This is a genomic window from Streptomyces decoyicus, from assembly GCF_019880305.1.
GTDB classification, from domain to species: Bacteria; Actinomycetota; Actinomycetes; order Streptomycetales; family Streptomycetaceae; genus Streptomyces; species Streptomyces decoyicus.
Window position 1 is genome coordinate 7,585,172 of the sequence record NZ_CP082301.1, and the last position, 20,763, is coordinate 7,605,934.

Here is a 20,763-nt window from a genome sequence, read left to right on the forward strand (position 1 = left end):
TGTGCGGAATTACAAGAAGTCGGTGGCCTACGGCGTTGCTGCCCTGGGCCTCGCGCTGGCCGGCGGAGCAATGACCGCACCGTCCGCCGCGGCGGCGGGCTCGGGCAAGTACATCGGTTTCACCAACAACGGCTGGTATCTCGTCGACACCTGCTTCCACTGGCAGTCCTCGGCGACCCCGGACTCCTGCGACAGAGGAAAGCCCAAGGGCACGGACTGGCGGGTGGAAATCCCTGACGACGCCCAGGGCGTCAGGGTCGAGGTGACGGTGCTTGCGCAGGTCGGGGGCGGCAATGTGTCCCCCCAAATCACGGACTTGAGCCGCGATCATTGCTACGTGCTGAGCGGTCTCACGGGTAGCCCGGCGATCACCGACAAGGAGTGCTAGGGCATGCCCGGACCATCGAAGCGAGAGGCGAACTCCAGCATGCGAAGCAAGAAGCGTTCCCTGGCATACGGCGCCGCCGCCCTGGGCCTGGCGCTGGCCGGCGCGGTATTGACGGCCCCCTCCGCCACTGCCGCCTCGGACAACTACCTCCAGTTCGACCACCAGGCGGCGTCTCTCATCGACACCTGCTATGAGTGGAAGGGCCCGGAGGGCATAGAGAAGAAGAACTACTGCCACAATTACCGGCCGGTCGGGGATTCCTGGAAGGCTCATTTCCCCGCTGAGGCAACCGGGGTCACGGTCACCGTGCACTGGTCGGGAGGATCGCAGCCGCTGTACATCAACGAGGCCGACAAGAACCACTGTTACCGGATCGAAGGCATACTGCCCGGAATCCACGTCCTCGATACGAAGTGCTGAGCGACTGACTCCGGGGCCCGTCGGTGCATTCTGCCGACGGGCCCCGCGGTATGTCGCCGGACCGCATGCGGCCTTTCGGGGGGCTCCCAGGGACCGGCACTGCACGGAACGCATCACTGGACAGGTCACTTCCCCCTCCTTAAGGTCCTCATCATGGTTCATAAGATCGAGCCCGCCGTAGAGCCTCCGGTCACTCTCACCAGCCCCTCAGACCTTCTGACCGGCTACCTCGACTTCTACCGGGAAGCCGTGCTGCGCAAGGTGGAGGGAATGTCCGACGCGGAGCTGAGGAACAGCCGGCTGCCCACCGGGTGGTCGCCACTGGGCTTGTTCAAGCACCTGGCCTGCGTGGAATTGCGCTGGCTGCAATGGGGGTTCAACGGAGAACACATCGAAGAGCCATGGGCCGACTTCAAGAAACGCCCCGGGCCGTGGCACGTCGACTCCGGCGAAACATTCGAGGACGTCAAGAAGTTCTTCCAGGAGACCTGCGCACGATCCCGCGCCATCGTCGCCGCGGCACGGCTGGAGGACCGGGCCGCCACCCTCGGCGGAAAGGTGCCGGCCGACGAGGACCGGCCCACCCTGATCTGGATCCTCTTCCACCTGCTCCAGGAGTACGCCCGGCACGTAGGGCACCTCGACATCGCACGCGAGCTGGCCGATGGAGCCGTCGGGGAGTAACCGACGCCACCGCCCGCCCGTCATGGGCCGGCACCAACGGGGCAGGACCGGCACCAACAGCGGCCAAGGACAGCGCCCACGGGGCAAGGCCGAGGAGCTCCGCCCCGCCCGGGTGAGCCGTGTCTCACCCCGGCGGTGCCCCTTGTCTATGCAACTCGTTGCATAGAAGGATCGGGGTATGGCGCTCGAACACGCGATCCTCGTCTCTCTGCTGGAGAAGCCGGGCTCCGGCTATGAGCTGGCCCGGCGGTTCGAGCGGTCCATCGGATACTTCTGGACCGCCACCCATCAGCAGATCTACCGCGTCCTCAAGCGCATGGAGAGCGACGGGTGGCTCGATGTGCGCGAGGTGCCGCAGCAGGCCCGGCCGGACAAGAAGGAGTACTCCGTCGCCGCCCCCGGCAGGGTCGCGCTCTCCCAGTGGCTGCACGAACCGATCGAACCCGAGAGCGTCCGGCACGAGCTCGCCGTGAAGATCCGCGGCGCGGCCTTCGACGACCCGGCCGCGCTGATCCGCGAGGTCGAGCGGCACCGCCAGGCGCACACCGACCGGCTCGCGCACTATCTCGCGGGGGAGCGGCGGGACTTCACCGGACCCGACGCCCCCGCCAGGCCCGATGCCGGGCAAGAGCTCCAGCACGTCGTGCTGCGCGGCGGCATCGCGTACGAGCGCATGACCCTCGACTGGCTCGACGACGTACTCGCCACCCTTCACCGACTCGGCCCCACGCGCTGAACCGGCGCAGACGAGCCGCCTGCCCGCCCCACCCCGCCGTCCACCGTCACGGCCCCGAAGCTTCCCCCCCACGTCCCTCAACCCCCGAGCCGGAAAGGCGAACATCCATGGCCGACCAGCTGCTGTTCAACCCGCGCACCTACGACCCGGCGCACTTCGACCCCGAGACCCGCAGGCTGCTGCGTGCCACCGTCGACTGGTTCGAGGAGCGCGGCAAGCGCCGGCTGATCGAGGACTACCGCTCCCGTGCCTGGCTGGCGGACTTCCTCGCGTTCTCCGCCAAGGAAGGGCTGTTCGCGACCTTCCTCACCCCGGCCTCCGCCGCCGACGGGCAGCAGGACAAGCGCTGGGACACCGCCCGGATCGCCGCCCTCAACGAGATATTCGGCTTCTACGGGCTCGACTACTGGTACGCCTGGCAGGTCACCATCCTCGGTCTCGGCCCGGTCTGGCAGAGCGACAACGCCGCCGCCCGCAGCCGCGCCGCCGAGCTCCTCACCCAGGGCGAGGTGTTCGCCTTCGGCCTGTCCGAGAAGTCCCACGGCGCCGACATCTACTCGACCGACATGCTGCTGGAGCCCGACGGCGATGGCGGCTTCCGCGCCAGCGGCTCCAAGTACTACATCGGCAACGGCAACGCCGCCGGGCTCGTCTCCGTCTTCGGCCGCCGGACCGACATCGAGGGCCCGGACGGCTATGTCTTCTTCGCCGCCGACAGCCGCCACCCCGCGTACCACCTCGTGAAGAACGTCGTGGACTCCTCGAAGTACGTCAGTGAGTTCCGCCTCGACGACTACCCCGTCGGCCCGGACGATGTGCTGCACACCGGCCGCGCCGCCTTCGACGCCGCCCTCAACACCGTCAACGTCGGCAAGTTCAACCTCTGCACCGCCTCGATCGGCATCTGCGAGCACGCGATGTACGAGGCCGTCACGCACGCGCAGAACCGCATCCTCTACGGCCGCCCCGTCACCGCCTTCCCGCATGTGCGCCGCGAGCTGACCGACGCGTATGTCCGGCTCGTCGGGATGAAGCTGTTCAGCGACCGCGCCGTCGACTACTTCCGCTCCGCCGGCCCCGACGACCGCCGCTACCTGCTCTTCAACCCGATGACGAAGATGAAGGTGACCACCGAGGGCGAGAAGGTCATCGACCTGATGTGGGACGTCATCGCGGCCAAGGGCTTCGAGAAGGACACCTACTTCGCCCAGGCCGCCACCGAGATCCGCGGCCTGCCGAAGCTGGAGGGCACGGTCCACGTCAACCTCGCGCTGATCCTCAAGTTCATGGGCAACCATCTGCTGAACCCGGCCGGGTACGAGGAGGTCCCGACCCGTCTCGACGCGGCCGACGACGCGTTCCTCTTCCGGCAGGGACCGGCCCGCGGCCTGGGCGCCATCCGCTTCCACGACTGGCGCGCCGCCTACGACGCCTACGCCGAGGTGCCCAACGTCGCCCGCTTCCGGGAGCAGGCGGACGCCCTCTGCGAGTTCGTCACCACCGCCGCCCCCGACGAGGAGCAGAGCCGTGACCTCGACCTGCTGCTCGCCGTCGGCCAGCTGTTCGCGCTGGTCGTGCACGGCCAGCTGATCCTGGAGCAGGCGCGCCTGACCGGTCTCGACGCCGACGTGCTCGACGAGCTGTTCGCCGTCCTGGTACGCGACTTCTCCGCGCACGCCGTCGAGCTGCACGGAAAGGATTCCGCCACCGAGGCACAGCAGCGCTGGGCACTGGACGCGGTCCGGCGTCCGGTCGTCGACGACGCCCGCTCGACGCGCGTCTGGGAGCGTGTGGAGGCCCTGGCCGGGGCGTACGAGATGGCGCCGTAGCAGCGGAGCCCCCGGGCCGCCCGCATCGCGGACCGGCAGGCCGGCCGACGCCCCCAGGTGTCGGCCGGCCCCGCCGGACCTGCGACGTGGGCGGGAGTGGCCGGATCACGTAGGCTCGGCGGATGGCGAAGTATTTCGACGTGCACCCCGAGAACCCCCAGCGGCGCACCATCAGCACGGTGGCCGACAGCATCCGCTCCGGCGCGCTCATCGCGTATCCCACGGACTCCTGTTTCGCGCTGGGATGCCAGCTGGGCAGCCGCGACGGCATCGGCCGGATCCGGTCGATCCGGAACCTCGACGACCGTCACCACTTCACCCTCATGTGCCAGAACTTTGCTCAGCTCGGGCAGTTCGTGCACATCGACAACGACGTCTTCCGTGCGATCAAGGCGGCGACGCCCGGCAGTTACACCTTCATCCTCCCCGCCACCAAGGAGGTGCCGCGCCAGCTGTGGCACCCGAAGAAGAAGACCGTCGGAGTCCGGATCCCGGACCATGTCGTCACTCAGGCCCTGCTCGCCGAGCTCGGTGAGCCGCTGCTCTCCAGCACCCTGCTGCTGCCGGACGAGGAGGAGCCGATGACGCAGGGGTGGGAGATCAAGGAACGGCTCGACCACGTGGTGGACGCAGTGATCGACTCGGGCGACTGCGGCACCGAGCCGACCACGGTGATCGACTTCTCCGGCGGCGACGCCGAGATCGTACGCCGAGGGGCGGGCGACGTCGCGCGATTCGAGTAACCGGACCGAGGGCGTCGTGGCGGCCGCGGTCGGTCGGTGACCTGGGCATGTCTCCGGTCCGGCACCCTGCCGCGGACGGGCCGGCTCAGTCGAAGGTCAGCACGGGCTTGATGGCCCGGCCCGCGGAGGCCGCCTGCGCGGCCGCCTCGATGTCGGCGAAGCGGAATTCGGTGATGAGCTTCTCGACCGGGAGCTTGCCCTGCCGGTGCAGGCCGATGAGGCGCGGGTTGAACTCGGCGGGCACCGCGTCACCCTCGATCACTCCCCGGATCCGGATGCCCTTGGTCAGCACGGTCATGATGTCGAACTCGGCCCGCGCCCCGACCCGACCAGGGCCAGCGTGCCTTGCTGCCGCAGGGCCGCAAGGGCCTGGGAGACCACGGCCGGCTGCCCCGTGGTGTCAACGGCGTGGTGCGTTCCCCCGCCGGTGAGATCGCGGACCGCCGTGGCGACATCGCCGACGGCGCTGGGGTCCAGCGCCGCCTTGGCGCCGAGCTCCTCGGCCACGCCCCGGTCTGTACACCGCAGCCGAGCGGAGCGGCGAGAACCGGGGATAAGTCGGCAAGGATCTTGACGGTGTTGCTCTCGTAGGCGAGCGCGTGGGTGGCGAAGCTGGACTGTCCGAAGAAGTTGCCGAAGACCTGCGCGCCGGCGCGGGAGAGGCCGGTGCTGCCGTCGGTCCGGGAACCGCTGGCGTTGAGGGTGTTGATGCCCGTCTCGCAGTAGGCGGAGTGGCCGGACACGCAAATCCAGCCGACCCCGGGGCGATGCCCCAGCCCTGCCACCCCTCACTCACCCGCCCCAGATCTTCGAGTACGCCGCGCGATAGCCGGGCGGATCCCAGGTCGTGGCCCCGCGGCTGTTGGCTGCCGTGGAGAGGTGTACGGGGGCGATGTATCCGCTGGCGGGTTCGCCGGAGAAGGCGCGGTTGAATTCGTCGAGGATCTGCCAGCCCTGCTGCGAGAAGGGCTCGGGGACGGTGGCCGCCTGGAACTGTCTGCTGTTGATGCGTTGGAAGGCGGAGGGGTCGCCGTCGCCCGCGCCGATGTTGAAGGGGGCGGCGCCGCCCTTTTTGCGGGCCGCGCGCAGGGCGGGGGCGGCGTCGGCGAAGTACACGTCGTTGATGGCTACGGAGTGGGTCCAGCCGTCCCGGAAGCGGGAGAGGAGGGAGGAGACCTCCTGTGGGGTGCGGCTGCTGGTGTCCGAGATCGGGATGTTCTCCTCCGCCAGCAGTCGCACGCCGGAGCAGGCGGCAAGTCCCTTCTTGATCAGTTCGGACTTGTGGCGGGCGAACGGGATCGAGGCATCGGTGAACACGACGACTCCGGCATGGCCGCGGGAGTGCGCGATGACCCAGTCCGCGCTGATCTTCGCCACGTCCTGGACCTTGGTGGTGATGTTGCTGAAGAGCTCGGGGTCCTTGCTCGGGCCGGGGGTGTCGACCGCATGCCAGCCGATGAGCGGGAGGTGCTCCGCCCGGGCCTTGGCGACCTGTTGCGACGTCAGACGCGGGTCGAAGCCGCCGATGACGATGCCCGAGGGACGCAGGGTGAGGGCCTGGCTGAAGGCTGCTTGGATCCCGGCGGGGGTGCCCTGACCGTCGATCACCCGGACGTTCCAGCCGATGGCCTTCGCGGCTTCCCGCACACCCTTCGCGGCGCCCGCGACGCCGGGGTTGGTCATGGTCTGCGCGACATAGACGATCCTTTTGCCGGAAACCGCCGCGGGGCCGGTGGTGGGACCGTCCCAGGTGGTGCGCATCTGCTGGGCCCGACGAACGGCCGTCCGGGCCTTGGCCAGGACGGTGGGACACCCCGCCCGTGCCGGTCCTGGCGAGGAGGCCCCGGCGCCGGACGAGGCGCCGCGCTCGCAGCCGGCGACGAGCGTGGCCGCCATCGCGAGGACGACTGCGCCGGCCAGGGCGGTCGTGCGGTGCGCGTACACGGGCACTCCTCGCGGAGGGACGGCACGGTGGTGACGGCCGAAGGTCACGACGTCACGCGCGGCCGGTCGTGGCGGGTTCGGGGAGGGGCCGTCCGCCGTTGGCGCAGCTGTCGGCGGGCCGCATAACCGGCCATGCCGACGGCGATGAGCAAAGTGGCGCCGTTGAACAGCGGGGTGACCCAGAACTGGGCGCCGAGCTGGCCGATACCGGCGAGGCCGACGGCGAGAATGACGACGGCGACCAGGGTTCCCAGGGCGTTGGCACGGCCGGGTCTGATCGCGGTGGAGCCGAGCAGCGCCCCGACGAAGGCGGGCAGCAGATAGTCCAGGCCGACGCTGGGGTTGCCGATGCGCTGCTGCGCGGCGAGCAGGACCCCGGCGATGCCGACGATCAGACCCGAGCCGGTGAAGGCGTAGATCACGTAGCGCCGGGTGGGGATGCCCACCAGCTCGGCGGCGCGGGGGTTGGAGCCGATGACGTACAGATAGCGGCCGAGCGGCAGGCGCTCCAGGAGCAGCCACAGGACGGCGGTCAGCGCGAGGACGTAGAAGGCGGAGACCGGCAGGCCGAGGAACCGCGAGTCGTAGAGATCGGTGAAGGCGGCCGGCAGGCCCTGCGGGCCGGGGACGATCCGGGCCCCGTTGGTGATCCAGCCGGTGAGGGCGTACAGGATGCTGCCGGTGCCGAGCGTGGCGATAAAGGAGTTGATCCTCGCGAATTCGACGAGGACGCCGTTGACGACGCCGACGACCGCCCCGCCGAGGACCACCACGAGGCACGCAAGGGGCCAGGGCCAGGCTGCGTCGGCGAGGAGATGCATCGTCATGACGTGTGCGAGGCCGAGACCGTAGCCGATGGACAGGTCGAACTTGGCGGTGACGATGGGGATCATGGCGCCGAGCGCGAGGACGGCGGGGATCGAATGGTTGGACAGGATCTCGGAGATGTTGTCCAGGGTGGGAAAGGTGTCCGGCAGCGCCAGGGAGAAGGCCAGGAACAGCAGAGCGGTGAGGACCAAGAGGCCGTAGGCGCCGAGGAGATGTCCGAACCGGCGGCTCAGCGGGGGCCGGGGAGAGGGGGTCATGGTCTCCTCGTCCAGGTGAGCGGGGGCATCGCCGAGGAGGCACGGGCGAGTTCGGTGACCGTGAGGGCCTTGCCGCTCAGCTCCACCGTCACCGCCCCGCGGACGAACACCAGGGCGCGGTGGCACACCTGGGCGACCTCCTCGAAGTCGGTGGAGAGGAGCACAACCGCGAGGCCCTCGGTCAGGGCATCCCGGAGCAGGAGGTAGAGCGCCGTCTTGGCGCCGACGTCCACCCCGGCGGTCGGCTCCTCGAGGATCAGCAGGTGCCGGCTCGTCCTGAGCCACCGGCCGACCATGACCTTCTGCTGGTTTCCCCCGGACAGAGTGGCGATCGGCGCCTCGGTGTCCTTGGGGGACACCGAGAACCGCTCGATCAGGGCAGCGGTTTCGGTGCGCTCGTGCCGAGGGCGCAGCGGGTGCCAGGACGGCACACCGTCCGCCCGGGGATTGGCGAGGAAGTTCTCCCGTACCGTCAGTTCGGCGGCACAGCCCTCTTCCTGACGGTTGCTGGTCACGAAGCCGACGCCGGAGTCGACAGCGGCCGTGACCGTGCGCGGTGCATACGGCCGTCCGTCGAGCACGGCCCGGCCGCCGAGGAGGTGCCGGGCCCCGGCCAGGGCCCGGCCCAGTTCCATGTGCCCGGCGCCGGTGAGGCCCACCATGCCGAGGATCTCACCGCGGCGCAGTTCCAGGCTGACCGGCGCGGTGTTCTCGGTCCGTACGCGGTCGAGACTGAGCACGGGCGGGCCCGTGGCGGGGGCGAACCGGTAGCCGCCCGGTTCGTGCCCCACGATGTCGCGCACCAGCCGGGCGGCGGTGTAGCCGGCGAGCGGGCCCTGGCTGATGAGGCGGCCGTCACGCAGCACGGCGAAGGCATCGGCGACCCTGTACACCTCGTCGATCCGGTGGGTGACATGGACGAGGGCGTGTCCTTGGTCGCGCAGGGTGTGCAGGACGTCGAACAGCCGGGCGCAGTCCGCTGCCGGGAGGCTGGCCGTCGGCTCGTCGAGGACGATGAGTGCGGCCTGTGTGGACAGCGCGCGGGCGATGGCCACCAGGGAGCGTTCGGCCCGCGGGAGGTCGGCGACGGGCGTGCCCGGGTCGAGATGCGCGGCGACGAGGTCCAGGGCCGCGGCCCCTTGCCTACGGGTCCGGCGCCAGGACAGCAGCCCCGCGCGGCGCGGATAGCCCGCCCCCAGGGCGATGTTCTCGGCGGTCATCCACTCGACCAGCCCCAGGTCCTGATGGATGAAGGACATGGCGCGGGCGGCCGCATCGGTGCCGAGCGGGTGGCCGGCGACGGTCACCTCGCCCTCGTCCGCGTGGTGGACGCCCGCGAGCACCTTGATGAGGGTGGACTTCCCGGCACCGTTGGGACCGAGCAGGGCGAGGATGCGGCCGGAGGGGATGTCGAGGTCGACCGCGTCCAGCGCGAGGGTTCCGCCGAACCGCTTGCTGAGGCCGCGTACGCGGACGAGAGGCTCTGCGGCACGGCGCGGGGGAGGGGTGCTGTCAGGAGCGTCATGCACAGACTTCTCCGGGGGTCGGCCTCTTGGTCCTTCTGGGGGCTTCCCGACTGACGGGGCAGTGCCGCGGGGCGCTTCGCGGTGGTGGGAGCGGCGCGTCGGCGGTGCACCATCCGGACCGGTTACCGCCATTCCGTCATGGTACGGCCCGCTTCGGGCTGGAGGTCGGATGGACCGTCAGAGCGCGGGAATGTCGTCGAAATACGCTGCGGCGGCGTCGGCCTTGCCCGCGGGCGCTTCCAGCGCGCACTCGGCCCAGATGACCTTGCCGCCGGCGGTGTAGCGGGTGCCCCAGGCCTGCGCGAGTTGGGCGACGAGGAACAGGCCGCGGCCGCCCTCGTCGGTGCTGGCCGCGTGGCGCAGATGCGGGGCGGTGCTGCCGGCGTCGGAGACCTCGCAGACCAGTGTGCGGTCGTGGAGCAGACGTACCTGGATGGGCTCGGTGCCGTAGCGGATGGCGTTGGTGACCAGTTCGCTGAGCAGGAGCTCGGTGGCGAAGACGACCTCGTGCAGGCCCCATTCGGCCAGTTGGCGCGTCACGGCGGCACGGATGCCGGAGACGAGCGACGGGTCGGCGGGCAGGTCCCAGCTGGCGCTCCGGTGCGGGGGCAGGGCGTGGGTGCGGGCGACGAGCAAGGCGATGTCGTCGGCGGGGTGCTGGGGCACCACGGCCCGGACCACGGCCTCGCAGGTGTCCTCGGGCGGGCGGGTCGGGTGGGCCAGGGCGTGCCGGAGCTGGTCGAGGGACGTATCGACATCGCGGTGGCGGTCCTCGATGAGGCCGTTGGTGTAGAGGACGAGCTGGCTGCCTTCGGGGAGCGTGAATTCGGCGGTTTCGAAGGGGAGACCGCCCAGGCCCAGCGGCGGGCCGGCGGGGAGGTCGGGGAAGGTGACGGTGCCGTCGGGGTGGACCAGTGCGGGCGGCGGATGGCCGGACCGGGCCATCACGCACTGCTGCGACGTGGGGTCGTAGATGGCGTACAGGCAGGTGGCGCCGATGATGCCGGTGCTGTCGGCGGAGGGTTCCTCGCCGCCCTCGTCCCGGTCGAGGCGCCCCACGAGATTGTCGAGATGGGTGAGGACCTCGTCCGGACCGAGGTCGAGTTCGGCGAAGTTGCGCGCGGCGGTGCGCAGCCGGCCCATGGTGGCGGCGGCGTGCAGCCCATGGCCGACGACATCCCCGACGACGAGGGCGACGCGGGTGCTGGAGAGGGGAATGACATCGAACCAGTCGCCCCCGACTCCGGATTCGGCAGGCATATAGCGGTAGGCGACCTCGACGGCGCTCTGTTCGGGGAAGCTCTGCGGCAGCAGGCTGTGCTGGAGCGCAAGGACCATGGTGTGTTCGCGGGTGAACCGGCGGGCGTTGTCGATGCAGATGGCGGCGCGGGTGGCGAGTTCCTGGGCCAGCGAACGGTCGTCGTCCCCGAAGGGGGCGGGGTCCTGCGCACGGTAGAAGCTCGCGGTGCCCAGGGCGATCCCGCGGGCCAGCAGGGGGACCGCGATGAGCGAGTGGATGTGGTGGCCGAGGAGGCGTTCGGCGTGTGCGGGGTCCTGGGCGATCCAGCCGCCGGCCGCCCGCAGGTCGGGCTCCAGCACGGGCTGCCGGTCGGCCAGACAACGGAGCTGGGGTGTGGACGGGCGGAGATCGACCCGCTCACCGGCAGGGTAGAAGGGGCAGTCGTCGCGGATGCCGTGGACCACCGTGCGGTAGAGGCCGGTGCGGGGGTCGGTCGGCTCCTCACCGCGCAGCACTGCCTCGGGAAGGTCGATGGTGACGTAGTCGGCCAGGAGCGGTACGGCGATCTCCGCGAGCTCCCGGGCGGTACGGCTCACGTCCAGGGTGGTGCCGATGCGGGTGCTGGCCTCGGACAGCAGCTCCAGGCGGAGCCGGGCCGCCACGGCGTAGGAGCCCACTCCTGGTTCGCCGATCAGCACCAGCCCGCTGGTCGCACTGCCGGCGGTACGTTCGGCGACGCCTGGCGGGCGGACCGTCGTGGCCGGCCGGTCCGGTTCGGTGCCGGGAAGGTGTCCGGGCGCCGGGGCGGCGGGGGCGAGGACCGGCGGGGCCAGGGGGCCGGGTGAGGTGCCGGCTTCGGTGAGGACGGTGCGGTGTTGATGCGGTGCGGGGAGCACCGCCTCGATGACGACACCCTCCACCCCGGAGGGGCTGGTCACCGGGCGGCTCAGCAGGGTGACCCGCCGGCCGCCGGGCAGCAGGACGTCGACGGCGGCTCGCTGGGCCGCGGAGATCAGGTCGGTGGCCCGCTCCTTGAGGATCATCTCGTCACGCCAGTCCAGCCCGCTCCCGGCCGGCTCGCCCAGTTGCCCGTTGCCCGGCGTATCGCCGGTCGGTGCGCGGTTCCTGGCGTCGAGGTACGCCTGGAGCAGGGCGCGCTCCCGCGTCGAACTCTGCTCCAGCAGCCGTCGTTCGATGGCGCCGGCGGCCTTGCTGATCACGATGTTCAGGGCCGCATCCGCATCGGTGGGCGGATAACCGAAGCAGAGAACGCCTTCTATGCGCCCGCTGAGCGGGTCCCGGACGGGAATTGCCGCACACGCATTGGACTGGGAGCGTTCGGCGAAATGCTCGGCGCCGTAGACGTTGATCAGCTGCCGTTCCGCGAGCGCCAGACCGATTCCGTTGGTGCCCCCGAACTCCTCGGCGAACACGAAGCCCGGGACGCTCTGGATCGCGGCCAGATGCCTGACCTGGGAGGTTTCGCCGAAACGGCGTTGCAGCACGGCGCCGCGTCCATCGGCGAGGGACACATTCATGTTTCTGCCCGCGAACCTGTACTGAAGTCGGTCCAGTACGGGTGTGGCGGCGCGGACGAGCCGCCCGTCCAGATCGAGATCCTCGTAGTAGGGAAGCTCGCAGCCTTCCGGTGAGAGCCCCAGGGACCGGGAACGCTGCCAGGAATTCAGGATCGGGTTCCGCACGGTTCCCTCGACCGCCCCACCCCGGAGGAACTGCTCTCGGGCGCGCGCGGGACCGATGTCCTCTCCCACGAGGCCCATCCCCATCACTTCCCGCATCGGCACGTGCCGCCATGGCCACCCGTACGTCGGAGCAGCCGCATCATGCGCTCCAATTGTAGATCTTTATACATATAACGGACGAGGGTCTTGTCACTCCTTGGGCTGCGGAGGCCATCGGCCGTTACACGCGGTCATGACCGGAAACGGCGCGACCCGGCCGTCGGCCGGCCGGCCTCGCCGTCACAGCACCGCGACCGGGTTGACGGGTGAGCCCGTGCCGCCCGGGATGTTCAGCGGGGCCACCACGAGGAGGAACTCATAGCGGCCCGCCACCGCGCCGGCGGCGGACAGCGCTTCGAGGTCGAGGTTGTCCAGGAGCGGCACTCCCATCGCGGCGAGGGCGAGCGCGTGGACCGGAGAATGCACCCCCTCGACCGGTGAGGGCCGTACGTCGCTGTCGCCGTCGCCGCCGAGCAGGGCGATCCCCCGCTCGGCCAGCAGGGGCACGGCGTCCACGTGAAAGCCCGCGCTCGCCGTACCGGGGTCCCAGGCGCCCTCCTCCCGGCGGCGGCGGACGCTGCCGGACCGCAGCAGCACCGCGTCGCCCTCGCCGATCGTCACGCCGAGTGCCCGCTCCGCGGACACGATGTCCCCGGCGTGCACAGCCCGCCCCGGCTCCAGCCAGGGGCACCCCAGCACGGTGGGCAGGTCGAGCAGCACCCCTCTGGTCACGAGGGGGCCCAGTGCCGATACGGCACCGAAGCGGGCCCCTCCGGCATCGACGTACTCGCGCGCCGCGCGGCCGCCGTAGAGCTGTCCCCGGTAGGCGGCATGGGCCAGGGCGTCCAGGTGGCTGGTCGCTTTGCCGTGGTAGTCGACGGCGATGAAGTCCTTGTGCGTGGAGGGTTCCGGAGCCTCCACGTCCCCCAGGTCGGACATGTAGTGCAAGGCCGGCTTGCTGTTGTCCGGGCCCGCTGCCGTGTTCCACGGGCGCGCCAGGGGGACGACCGTTCCGGACCGGGCCAGGGCGGTGGCCCGCCGTACGTGGTCCGGTGTCACCCGGTTCCAGGCGCCGCGGTCGGCGGGCGTCCAGCGGCCCCACGTACGGACCGCCGCGAACAGTGCGTCGAACTCCTGGCGGGAGACGGCGGGCCCGTTCCCCGCCCCGGCCGATGGGGAAGTCGGTGCCTCACCGGGGTTGCCGGTCATCTGCTCAGCGCTCCAAGGGGGACGGGCCACCCCTGCTGCGAGGTGTCACGCCCCGTCCGGTCGGCTGAGTATCGCGCGTCCTCGCCCTTGCGCGAGGACGCCACTCGGCCCGGCCCGCCCTCGCACACCCGGGCGGCCGACGTCGCGGCTCCTGCACCCACGTCGGCCGACCCGGGAGGGCGAGCCTCAGTCCGCCGTGTCCGCGAGCCTGCGCAGCAGGGGTTCCACCTCGGCGAGTTGGCGGATCTCGGCGGGCCGCAGCGAAGCGAGGCGGGTGGCCAGGACCTCGGCTTCGCCGCGTGCGATGTCGGCCAGCGCGGCGGTGCCGCGTTCGGTGAGCAGGACCCGGCTGGCCCGCTTGTCGGCCGGGTCGGACTCGCGGCGGACCAGGCCCGCCTCCTCCAGCCCGATGACGGCGGCGGTGGCGGTCGGCTGGGAGCAGGGCACCCACTGCGCGATCTCGCCGACCCGGGCCGGGCCCTGCCGTGTCAGCAGTGCCAGGACGGCGATATGTGTCAGATGGATGCTGCCCGCCGTGGAGGCCCTGCGCAGGCTCCGGGTGAGCCGGTGCAGGGAGACCACCAGCTGTAGCGCCTCGTCGTCACCGATTGTCATCGCTCAGCCCATCGCGCGCCCGTTCAGGTCAGGAGAGCGTAACCGTGGGGGAGTACATGTCCCACCACAGGGCCAGATCCAGCGTCTTCTCCAGCCCGCGCCGGGACGCCTGGGTGATCTGCGGAGCATCGTGGTGCGCGGCGCGCTTCAGCCAGTTGCGGTCGACCAGGTCGAACACGGGGTGCGAGGAACGCGACAGCAGGTCCTTGGCGTGGTGCTGCAGCGCGACCGCGTACTGCGGGTCCTGTGTGGAGGGGTAGGGGCTCTTCGCGCGGTCGTACACCGACTTCGGCAGCAGATCCGCCGTGGCCTCGCGCAACAGGCTCTTCTCCCGTCCGTCGAAGGACTTCAGCGCCCACGGCGTGTTGTAGACGTACTCGACCAGCCGGTGGTCGCAGAACGGCACCCGTACCTCCAGTCCGACCGCCATGCTGGCGCGGTCCTTGCGGTCGAGAAGAATCCGGACGAAGCGCGTCAGATGCAGATAGCAGATCTTGCGCATGCGGAACTCGAAGTCGCTCTCCCCGTCGAGACGCTCGACGTCCTTGACGGCGGAGCGGTAGCCGTCCTGGATGTAGGAGCCCAGGTCGAGGGCGGTCGTGACAGCGGGGTTCAGGATGTTGCCGTCGTCGCCGAAGCGCTCCGCGAAGCGGACGAGCCAGGGGAAGGTGTCGGCCCGGCGGGCCTCCTCGTCGAAGAACTGCTTGTACCCGCCGAAGACCTCGTCCGCCGACTCGCCGGACAGAGCGACCGTCGAGTGCCGGCGGATCGCCTTGAACAGCAGGTAGAGCGAGGCGTCCATGTCGCCGAAGCCCATCGGGATGTCCCGTGCGCGGATGACCTTCGCGCGGACATCGAGGTCGGCCAGGTCGGCAGAGTCCAGCACGATGTCCTGGTGGTCGGTGCCGGCGAGGCGGGCCACGTCGTGCACGTAGGGGGTGTCGGGGGTGGCGCGCAGCTCGTCGGCCACGAAGTGCTCGGTCTGCCCGACGAAGTCGACCGCGAAGCTGCGTACCGTCTCGTCCGTCTCGCCCAGCTGACGGGCCGCCAGCGCGGTCATGGCGGAGGAGTCCAGGCCGCCCGACAGCAGGGTGCAGCGCGGCACATCGGCGACGAGCTGACGGCGGACGATGTCGTCGAGCAGGGCACGGACCCGGGCGATCGAGGTGTCCCGGTCGTCGAGGTGCGCACGGGTCCGCAGCGACCAGTAGACGTGCCGGCGCAGCCCGTTGCGGTCCACGGTGACCACGGTGCCGGGCTCCACCTCGTGCATGCCCTCCCAGATGGCGTGGCCGGGTGTCTTGACGAAGGCGAAGAGCTCGCGGAGGCCGTCGAGGCCGATGTTCCGACGGGCGAGCGGGTGGGCGAGGATCGCCTTCGGCTCGGAGCCGAACAGCACGCCGTCAGGGGTGGGGTAGTAGTAGAGCGGCTTGATCCCCATCCGGTCGCGGATCATGACGAGCCGTCGGCGCTGCTCGTCCCAGACCGCGAACGCGAACATCCCGTTGAGCCGTCCGGCGACCTCCTCGCCCCACTCGAGGTATCCGCGCAGGACGACCTCGGTGTCGGAGCCGGTCGTGAAACGGTGGCCCCTGGAGACGAGTTCCTTCCTGAGTTCGCCGAAGTTGTAGGCCTCGCCGGAGTACACGAGGGTGACCGGGCTGCCGTCCGTCCGCTCGGCGGTCATCGGCTGACGTCCGCCGGGCAGGTCGATGATCGCGAGGCGGCAGTGGCCGAGAGCGGCCGGTCCCTGCACCCAGGTGCCACGGTCGTCGGGACCGCGGCAGGCCATCGTCCCGGTCATCGCGTCCACGGTCTCCTGCTCGGAGCGCAGCTCACGGTCGAAGGAAATCCAGCCGGTGATGCCACACATGCCATGTCCTCCTGATCCGGCCCAGGAGCCGCCGGACACCGCGAGCGGACACACCGATGCCCGGTTGCCCGACAGTCTCGCTGAGCCAGTTGTATCGGGCACCTATGTAACGAGCGTGTTCCTCGGGCGCCGCTCCGTCAACCTGGCCGTCACTGCCCGGGACCGCGCCGAAACTCGTCTTCCCTCTCACCGAACCACCCTTCAAAAGGTGCTTGAGATGCGGTTTTGCGGTGCTCCTCGGGCCGGAGCAGCCGGCCGGTGTATGGCTGCGCCATGCGGGAGCGAGGGAAAGGCTTTACCTGGCTGCCGGGGGAGACGAGCGGGGCGCGCACGCGCAAGGGGGCCGCACGGTGTCGCGCGAGGGGGCGTTTGGAAAGGGGCGGGGAAAGACCGCCGACGCCGCTACGAGGCGGAGGCTACGAGGCGGAGGTGAAGGGCCGGGTGCGGGCGATGAGCAGGGCGACGTCATCCGGGTCGTCGGGGCGCCGGAGTTCGCGAAGGAGCCGGTCGCAGGTCTCCTCCAGGGAACGGTCGGGGGCGTCGAGCAGGCGCCGCAGGGTTTCGAGGCGTACGTCGATGGGGTGGTGGCGGGTCTCGACCAGCCCGTCGGTGTACAGGACCAGTTGGTCGCCCGGGTCGAGGCAGAAGGTGGTGGTCTCGAAGGGGACGCCGCCGACCCCGAGCGGGGTGCCGGTGGGCAGGTCGAGGAGTTCGGGGCGGCGGCCCCTGCGGACCAGGACCGGCGGCAGGTGACCGGCGGTGGCGATGTGGCATTCGGCGCGGTGCGGATCGTAGGTGGCGTAGACGCAGGTGGCGATGTAGTGCTCCAGCCCTGCGGTGATCTTGTCGAGGTGCTGGAGGACCTGGGCGGGGTCGAGATCGAGGTCGGCGAAGGCGCCGGTGGCGGTGCGCAGGCGGCCCATGGTGGCGGCGGCGTCGATACCGCTGCCCATGACGTCGCCCACGACGAGTGCGGTCTTGTCCTCTTCGAGCGGGAGGACGTCGTACCAGTCGCCGCCGATCTCGTACGTGGCCTGCGCGGGCCGGTACCGGGAGGCGATCTGGAGACCGGGGAGGTGGGGCGGGTGGTCGGGGAGCAGGCTGCGCTGGAGGGTCTCGGCGGCGTTGCGCACGCTCTGGTGGGAGCGGGCGTTGTCGATGCACACGGCGGCGCGGGAGGCCAGCTCGGCGGCGAGGGCGAGGTCGTCCTCGTCGAAGGGCAGCGGGTTGCGGGCGCGGGTGAGACCCAGACAGCCGAGGATCTGGCCGCGGGCGGTGAGCGGGGCGAGCAGGTAGGAGTGCACCCCGGCGCGGGCCAGCAATGCGGCGGCGTGGTCGTCGCGGGCGATGCGCGCCAGGTCGTGGTCGTCCGCTCGGGAGACCAGGATCGGGCGGCCGGTGCGCACGCATTGGGTGGCCAGGCGGTCGGCGTCGTAGGCGGCGGTCTGGCCCGGAGGGTCGGCGGCCTGGAGGGCTTCGGTGGGGTAGGCGCCTTTCACGGCGAGGGCGCGAAAGAGCGCGGGGCCTTCGTCGCGCGCGGGACGGTGCTCACCGAGGACGGAATCGAGCACATCGACCGTGACCATGTCGGCGAGTTCGGGAACGGTGACCTCGGCCAGCTCCCGGGCGGTCTGCTCCACCTCCAAGGTGGTGCCGATACGGGCGGACCCGTCCGCGATCAGGGCCAGCCGCCGCCGGGCCTCGGTGGCCTCCATGGCTGCCTGGTACCGGTCGGTGACGTCCACCACCAGGTCGGCCACCCCGAGCACCCGCCCCTGGGGGTCCTCCAGCCGGTACAACGAGATCGACCAGGCGTGCTGGTGCTCAGGATCGGCGGGGCTGCGGCCGACGACAGTGGCCTGGTCGACCATGGGGACGCCCGTCTCCAGGACCTGCCGCATGGCGGCCTCGGGCACCTCGAACTTCGCGGCGGTCATGATCTCGCGGTAGTGCCGGCCGAGATGATCTTCCGCGGGAATGCCGTGCATCCGCTCCAGGGCGGGGTTGACGGCCACATAGCGCAGTTCGGTGTCGAGTATCGCCAGCCCGATGGGGGACTGGGAGATCAGCCGGGTGGACAGGGCGACGTCCCGCTCCACCTCGCGCAGCGTCGGTGAGTCGGTGGCGAGCCCCAGGGCGTAGAAATCACCGCGGTCGTCCAGCAGCCGCATATTGCGCAGTTCCACCAGCCGTTCGGCGCCGTCCTTGTGCCGGACCGGGAACGTGCCGCCCCAGCTCTTGCCGGTCTCCATGACCTCGGCGAACTTCTTGATCACCAGGTCCCAGTGCTCTTCGTGGATGAGCAGCGGCGCCGCGTACTGCCCGAGCGCTTCCTCGGCGGTGTAGCCGTACAGATCCTCGGCCTGCGGGCTCCAGAGGACGATCCGCCCCTCCGCGTTCACCAGCACCGCGGCAACAGCGAGGAGGTCCATCAGCCCGCTCGGCTGCGACGACTTGCCCCCCGGTCCACCGGCGGGCGGCTTCCTGCCCTCCGGGTCGCCGGCGTCGGACGGACGCACATCGGCTGCGCACACCCCGGCACTCCTTCCGTCTGCCGGACTGCCGGGGCTGCCCCTCGCCCCGTTCCGTGGCCTGCCCACGTATCTGTCCGTGGCCGGCCCGCGGTCCGGTGAGTGCTGTGGCTTCCATGGTCCCCCCGGATCGTCGGACCGCACACTCGTCCGGCGGGCGCCGACCGCGGACGGGGAAATGAGCGGGTCATGCAGGCGGGTACCGAACCGCACCAGCGGCGATGTGCCGGGCCTCGCCAGAACTTGCCGAGCCGGAAACCGAGGCCCAAAGTTAAAGGAAACTCACACGGGATCGGAGCGCATCGTGGTCGTTCTCGGAATTATTCTGCTCATCGTCGGATTCCTGACCGGAATTTCCATCCTCTGGACCATCGGAATCATTCTCGCCGTGATCGGCGCGATTCTGTGGATCCTCGGCTCGCTGGGGCACGCGGTCGGCGGGCGAAAGCATTACTGGTAGCGCCACGGATCTGCCGCGTGGACAGGACCGACGGCTTCCCGGCGGCATCCGCCCGCCGAAGCCGTCAGTCCACCGGGGCAGGGACGCGCCGGCGTCCGATCACACCGAGCAGGATGTCCACGACCAGGAACGCGGCGAGCGAGATGCCGAGCAGAGGCACCGCCCAGCCCACCACCGCGACGACGAGCACGAGCGGGATCAGTACGGGCAGCGGAGTCTGCCGCCACGCGCCACGCGGAATGGGCCGTCCGAAGGACAGGGCGTGGGCGCGGGTGGGGCGGCGCTGCCACCACATTCGGTACCCCAGGACGATCAGGAAGATCAGCGCGAGGGCGAGCGCGGCCAGGGCGATCTGGTTGACGATGCCGAACAGGGTGCCGGTGTGCAGGTCGATGCCGTAGCGGGTGAGCTTGGCGAGGACGGGGTGGTCCGCGAAGCGCGAGACGTCCGTGACCTTGCCCGTGCCCGGGTCCACGGCGACGGCGTCCTGCTTCTCCGGCCAGCTGCGCTGTACCTGCTTGACGACATAGGCGCTGCCGCTGTCCGTCGGCAGGCCGATCTCCACGGGGTTGGACAGTCCCTCGGCGCGGGCCGCCTCGAGCACCTTGTCGATGCCCACGTCCGCGGACGCCGCCCCGCCCGACGCGCCGCCCTTTTTCCCGTCCATCCCCGGCATGTCGGGCATCCCCGCCATCCCGCCGGAGCCGCCGTGGTGGGCATGGTCCTCGGCCACGGCCGTCGAGACGGTCGGCGTCGCCTGCCCGAGTGACCGGCGGATTTCGTCGATGTTCGCCCCGGCGTACGTGGACCAGGTCAGCCCCGTGGCGGAGAGGAAGAACAGGCCGACCGCCGCCCACACCCCCACCGCGCCGTGCCATGACAGCGTCCTGCGCCGTCCGGTGGCGGCGCGATCCGGCAGTGCGAGGGCCCGCAGTTTGCGGTGGGTGCGCTTACGCCCGATCCACAGCGCGAGTCCGCCGCCGGCGACCACCCACAGCCAGCTGGCGGCCAGTTCGCTGTAGAGGCGGCCGCCCTCGCCCAGGTGGAGATTGCGATGGAGGTCGTCGAGCCAGGTGCGCATCGGCAGCGCACCCGTGGCGCCGTACGTCTCCAGCGCTCCCCGGACGCTGCCGGTGTGCGGGTCGACGAAGACGGCGAGCTGGTGCTCGGCGGTCACTCCCGGCACGTCGGAGAGCAGGACGCGCGTGGTGTCCCCCGGCTGCGGTGCCGGGCGTACGGCGGCGACCTTGCCCTCCGGGTGCGCCTTGCGGGCGGCGGCGACCTGCCGGGACACCGGCAGCGTGTGCTCACCGGCCGGGACGCTCAACTCGTGCGCATAGATCACCTTCTCCGCCTGGAACGAGCCGGCGTAGAGCAGTCCGGTGACCGCGGTGACGAGGAGGAAAGGCGCGACGAGCACACCGGCATAGAAGTGCAGGCGCAACACCAGCGGGCGAAGGACGGACCATCCGGTCCGCTGTACGGCCGCCCGTTGCGTGTCGGAGCCGACGGCGTCCGGGGCATCGCCGGCCTTGCTCGACGCGAGACGTTGTTCAGTGGGCACGCGGATGCTCCCAGCTCGAAGGTGATGTGGCCCGGTCCTCTGCCGTATGCATCAGGGAGTCGGGCAACTGGAAGTGTGAGTTCCGGCCAGTCGGTGTGACGTGGCTCACGCGCCGGGCGGCCGGGGGCCGACCGCACCCGGGCGCACCGCGCCACTCGCTGTTCGGTCTGACAG

General features: G+C 70.6%; 18 protein-coding genes. 7 read left to right on the forward strand and 11 right to left on the reverse strand.

What is annotated here, in order from left to right:
- Position 1 precedes the first annotated feature (1 nt).
- The 6 genes from K7C20_RS33030 (at position 2) to K7C20_RS33055 (ending at position 4,800) form a co-directional block, all read left to right on the forward strand.
- The gene (locus K7C20_RS33030) at positions 2-388 is read left to right on the forward strand and encodes a hypothetical protein (RefSeq protein WP_030079958.1); all 387 of its coding nucleotides are present in this window, start codon (positions 2-4) and stop codon (positions 386-388) included.
- Positions 389-391: 3 nt separating this feature from the next.
- Positions 392-808 carry a hypothetical protein gene (locus K7C20_RS33035; RefSeq protein WP_222892700.1) on the forward strand — a complete coding sequence of 139 codons (417 nt, stop codon included), beginning with the start codon at positions 392-394 and terminating at the stop codon, positions 806-808.
- A 153-nt stretch (positions 809-961) separates the two neighbouring features.
- Positions 962-1,492: a DinB family protein gene (locus K7C20_RS33040; RefSeq protein WP_030079954.1), complete on the forward strand. Its 531-nt coding sequence runs from the start codon at positions 962-964 to the stop codon at positions 1,490-1,492.
- A gap of 178 nt (positions 1,493-1,670) precedes the next feature.
- On the forward strand, positions 1,671-2,228 hold the full coding sequence (locus K7C20_RS33045; protein WP_030079952.1) for a PadR family transcriptional regulator: 558 nt from the start codon (positions 1,671-1,673) through the stop codon (positions 2,226-2,228).
- Between the two features lie 107 nt (positions 2,229-2,335).
- Positions 2,336-4,057 (forward strand): acyl-CoA dehydrogenase family protein, encoded by a 1,722-nt coding sequence (locus K7C20_RS33050; RefSeq protein ID WP_030079950.1) that lies wholly within the window; start codon positions 2,336-2,338, stop codon positions 4,055-4,057.
- 122 nt (positions 4,058-4,179) lie between these two features.
- Positions 4,180-4,800 carry an L-threonylcarbamoyladenylate synthase gene (locus K7C20_RS33055; protein ID WP_030079943.1) on the forward strand — a complete coding sequence of 207 codons (621 nt, stop codon included), beginning with the start codon at positions 4,180-4,182 and terminating at the stop codon, positions 4,798-4,800.
- 85 nt (positions 4,801-4,885) lie between these two features.
- Here the strand turns inward: K7C20_RS33055 and K7C20_RS33060 are convergent, their stop codons facing one another.
- The 10 genes from K7C20_RS33060 to K7C20_RS33105 form a co-directional block, all read right to left on the reverse strand.
- Positions 4,886-5,098 carry a hypothetical protein gene (locus K7C20_RS33060; RefSeq protein ID WP_052414293.1) on the reverse strand — a complete coding sequence of 71 codons (213 nt, stop codon included), beginning with the start codon at positions 5,096-5,098 and terminating at the stop codon, positions 4,886-4,888.
- Positions 5,095-5,307, reverse strand: a complete 213-nt coding sequence (locus tag K7C20_RS33065) for a zinc-binding dehydrogenase (RefSeq protein WP_052414292.1) — start codon at positions 5,305-5,307, stop codon at positions 5,095-5,097. Before K7C20_RS33065 ends, K7C20_RS33060 begins: the two co-directional genes overlap by 4 nt.
- A 285-nt stretch (positions 5,308-5,592) precedes the next feature.
- Positions 5,593-6,696, reverse strand: a complete 1,104-nt coding sequence (locus K7C20_RS33070) for a substrate-binding domain-containing protein (RefSeq protein ID WP_053208727.1) — start codon at positions 6,694-6,696, stop codon at positions 5,593-5,595.
- 92 nt (positions 6,697-6,788) lie between these two features.
- On the reverse strand, positions 6,789-7,829 hold the full coding sequence (locus tag K7C20_RS33075) for an ABC transporter permease (RefSeq protein WP_053208703.1): 1,041 nt from the start codon (positions 7,827-7,829) through the stop codon (positions 6,789-6,791).
- Positions 7,826-9,358 carry a sugar ABC transporter ATP-binding protein gene (locus K7C20_RS33080; protein WP_030079935.1) on the reverse strand — a complete coding sequence of 511 codons (1,533 nt, stop codon included), beginning with the start codon at positions 9,356-9,358 and terminating at the stop codon, positions 7,826-7,828. The genes K7C20_RS33075 and K7C20_RS33080 overlap by 4 nt, the downstream gene beginning before the upstream one ends.
- Before the next feature lie 174 nt (positions 9,359-9,532).
- A complete protein-coding gene (locus tag K7C20_RS33085; protein ID WP_167352490.1) occupies positions 9,533-12,376 on the reverse strand; it encodes a SpoIIE family protein phosphatase in 2,844 nt (947 codons plus the stop codon).
- 201 nt (positions 12,377-12,577) lie between these two features.
- Positions 12,578-13,546, reverse strand: a complete 969-nt coding sequence (locus tag K7C20_RS33090) for a cyclase family protein (RefSeq protein ID WP_030079931.1) — start codon at positions 13,544-13,546, stop codon at positions 12,578-12,580.
- 186 nt (positions 13,547-13,732) lie between these two features.
- Positions 13,733-14,161 (reverse strand): MarR family winged helix-turn-helix transcriptional regulator, encoded by a 429-nt coding sequence (locus K7C20_RS33095; RefSeq protein WP_053208704.1) that lies wholly within the window; start codon positions 14,159-14,161, stop codon positions 13,733-13,735.
- Positions 14,162-14,189: 28 nt separating this feature from the next.
- Positions 14,190-16,034, reverse strand: coding sequence for an asparagine synthase (glutamine-hydrolyzing) (asnB, locus tag K7C20_RS33100; RefSeq protein WP_030079927.1), 1,845 nt, complete (start codon positions 16,032-16,034; stop codon positions 14,190-14,192).
- 416 nt (positions 16,035-16,450) lie between these two features.
- Complete coding sequence (locus K7C20_RS33105) at positions 16,451-18,568, reverse strand: SpoIIE family protein phosphatase (RefSeq protein ID WP_030079925.1); 2,118 nt, start codon at positions 18,566-18,568, stop codon at positions 16,451-16,453.
- A 301-nt stretch (positions 18,569-18,869) separates the two neighbouring features.
- Between K7C20_RS33105 and K7C20_RS33110 the strand changes: the two genes are divergently transcribed.
- Positions 18,870-19,025 carry a DUF6131 family protein gene (locus tag K7C20_RS33110; RefSeq protein WP_150127167.1) on the forward strand — a complete coding sequence of 52 codons (156 nt, stop codon included), beginning with the start codon at positions 18,870-18,872 and terminating at the stop codon, positions 19,023-19,025.
- Between the two features lie 64 nt (positions 19,026-19,089).
- Here the strand turns inward: K7C20_RS33110 and K7C20_RS33115 are convergent, their stop codons facing one another.
- A complete protein-coding gene (locus tag K7C20_RS33115; protein WP_030079923.1) occupies positions 19,090-20,589 on the reverse strand; it encodes a PepSY-associated TM helix domain-containing protein in 1,500 nt (499 codons plus the stop codon).
- Between the last annotated feature and the right edge of the window lie 174 nt (positions 20,590-20,763).

Coding starts and splice junctions, on each gene's coding strand:
- K7C20_RS33035 (WP_222892700.1), top strand. CDS start 392: ATGCCCGGACCATCGAAGCGAGAGGCGAACTCCAGCATGCGAAGCAAG.
- K7C20_RS33040 (WP_030079954.1), top strand. CDS start 962: ATGGTTCATAAGATCGAGCCCGCCGTAGAGCCTCCGGTCACTCTCACC.
- K7C20_RS33045 (WP_030079952.1), top strand. CDS start 1,671: ATGGCGCTCGAACACGCGATCCTCGTCTCTCTGCTGGAGAAGCCGGGC.
- K7C20_RS33050 (WP_030079950.1), top strand. CDS start 2,336: ATGGCCGACCAGCTGCTGTTCAACCCGCGCACCTACGACCCGGCGCAC.
- K7C20_RS33055 (WP_030079943.1), top strand. CDS start 4,180: ATGGCGAAGTATTTCGACGTGCACCCCGAGAACCCCCAGCGGCGCACC.
- K7C20_RS33060 (WP_052414293.1), bottom strand. CDS start 5,098: ATGACCGTGCTGACCAAGGGCATCCGGATCCGGGGAGTGATCGAGGGT.
- K7C20_RS33070 (WP_053208727.1), bottom strand. CDS start 6,696: ATGGCGGCCACGCTCGTCGCCGGCTGCGAGCGCGGCGCCTCGTCCGGC.
- K7C20_RS33075 (WP_053208703.1), bottom strand. CDS start 7,829: ATGACCCCCTCTCCCCGGCCCCCGCTGAGCCGCCGGTTCGGACATCTC.
- K7C20_RS33085 (WP_167352490.1), bottom strand. CDS start 12,376: ATGGGCCTCGTGGGAGAGGACATCGGTCCCGCGCGCGCCCGAGAGCAG.
- K7C20_RS33090 (WP_030079931.1), bottom strand. CDS start 13,546: ATGACCGGCAACCCCGGTGAGGCACCGACTTCCCCATCGGCCGGGGCG.
- K7C20_RS33095 (WP_053208704.1), bottom strand. CDS start 14,161: ATGACAATCGGTGACGACGAGGCGCTACAGCTGGTGGTCTCCCTGCAC.
- asnB (WP_030079927.1), bottom strand. CDS start 16,034: ATGTGTGGCATCACCGGCTGGATTTCCTTCGACCGTGAGCTGCGCTCC.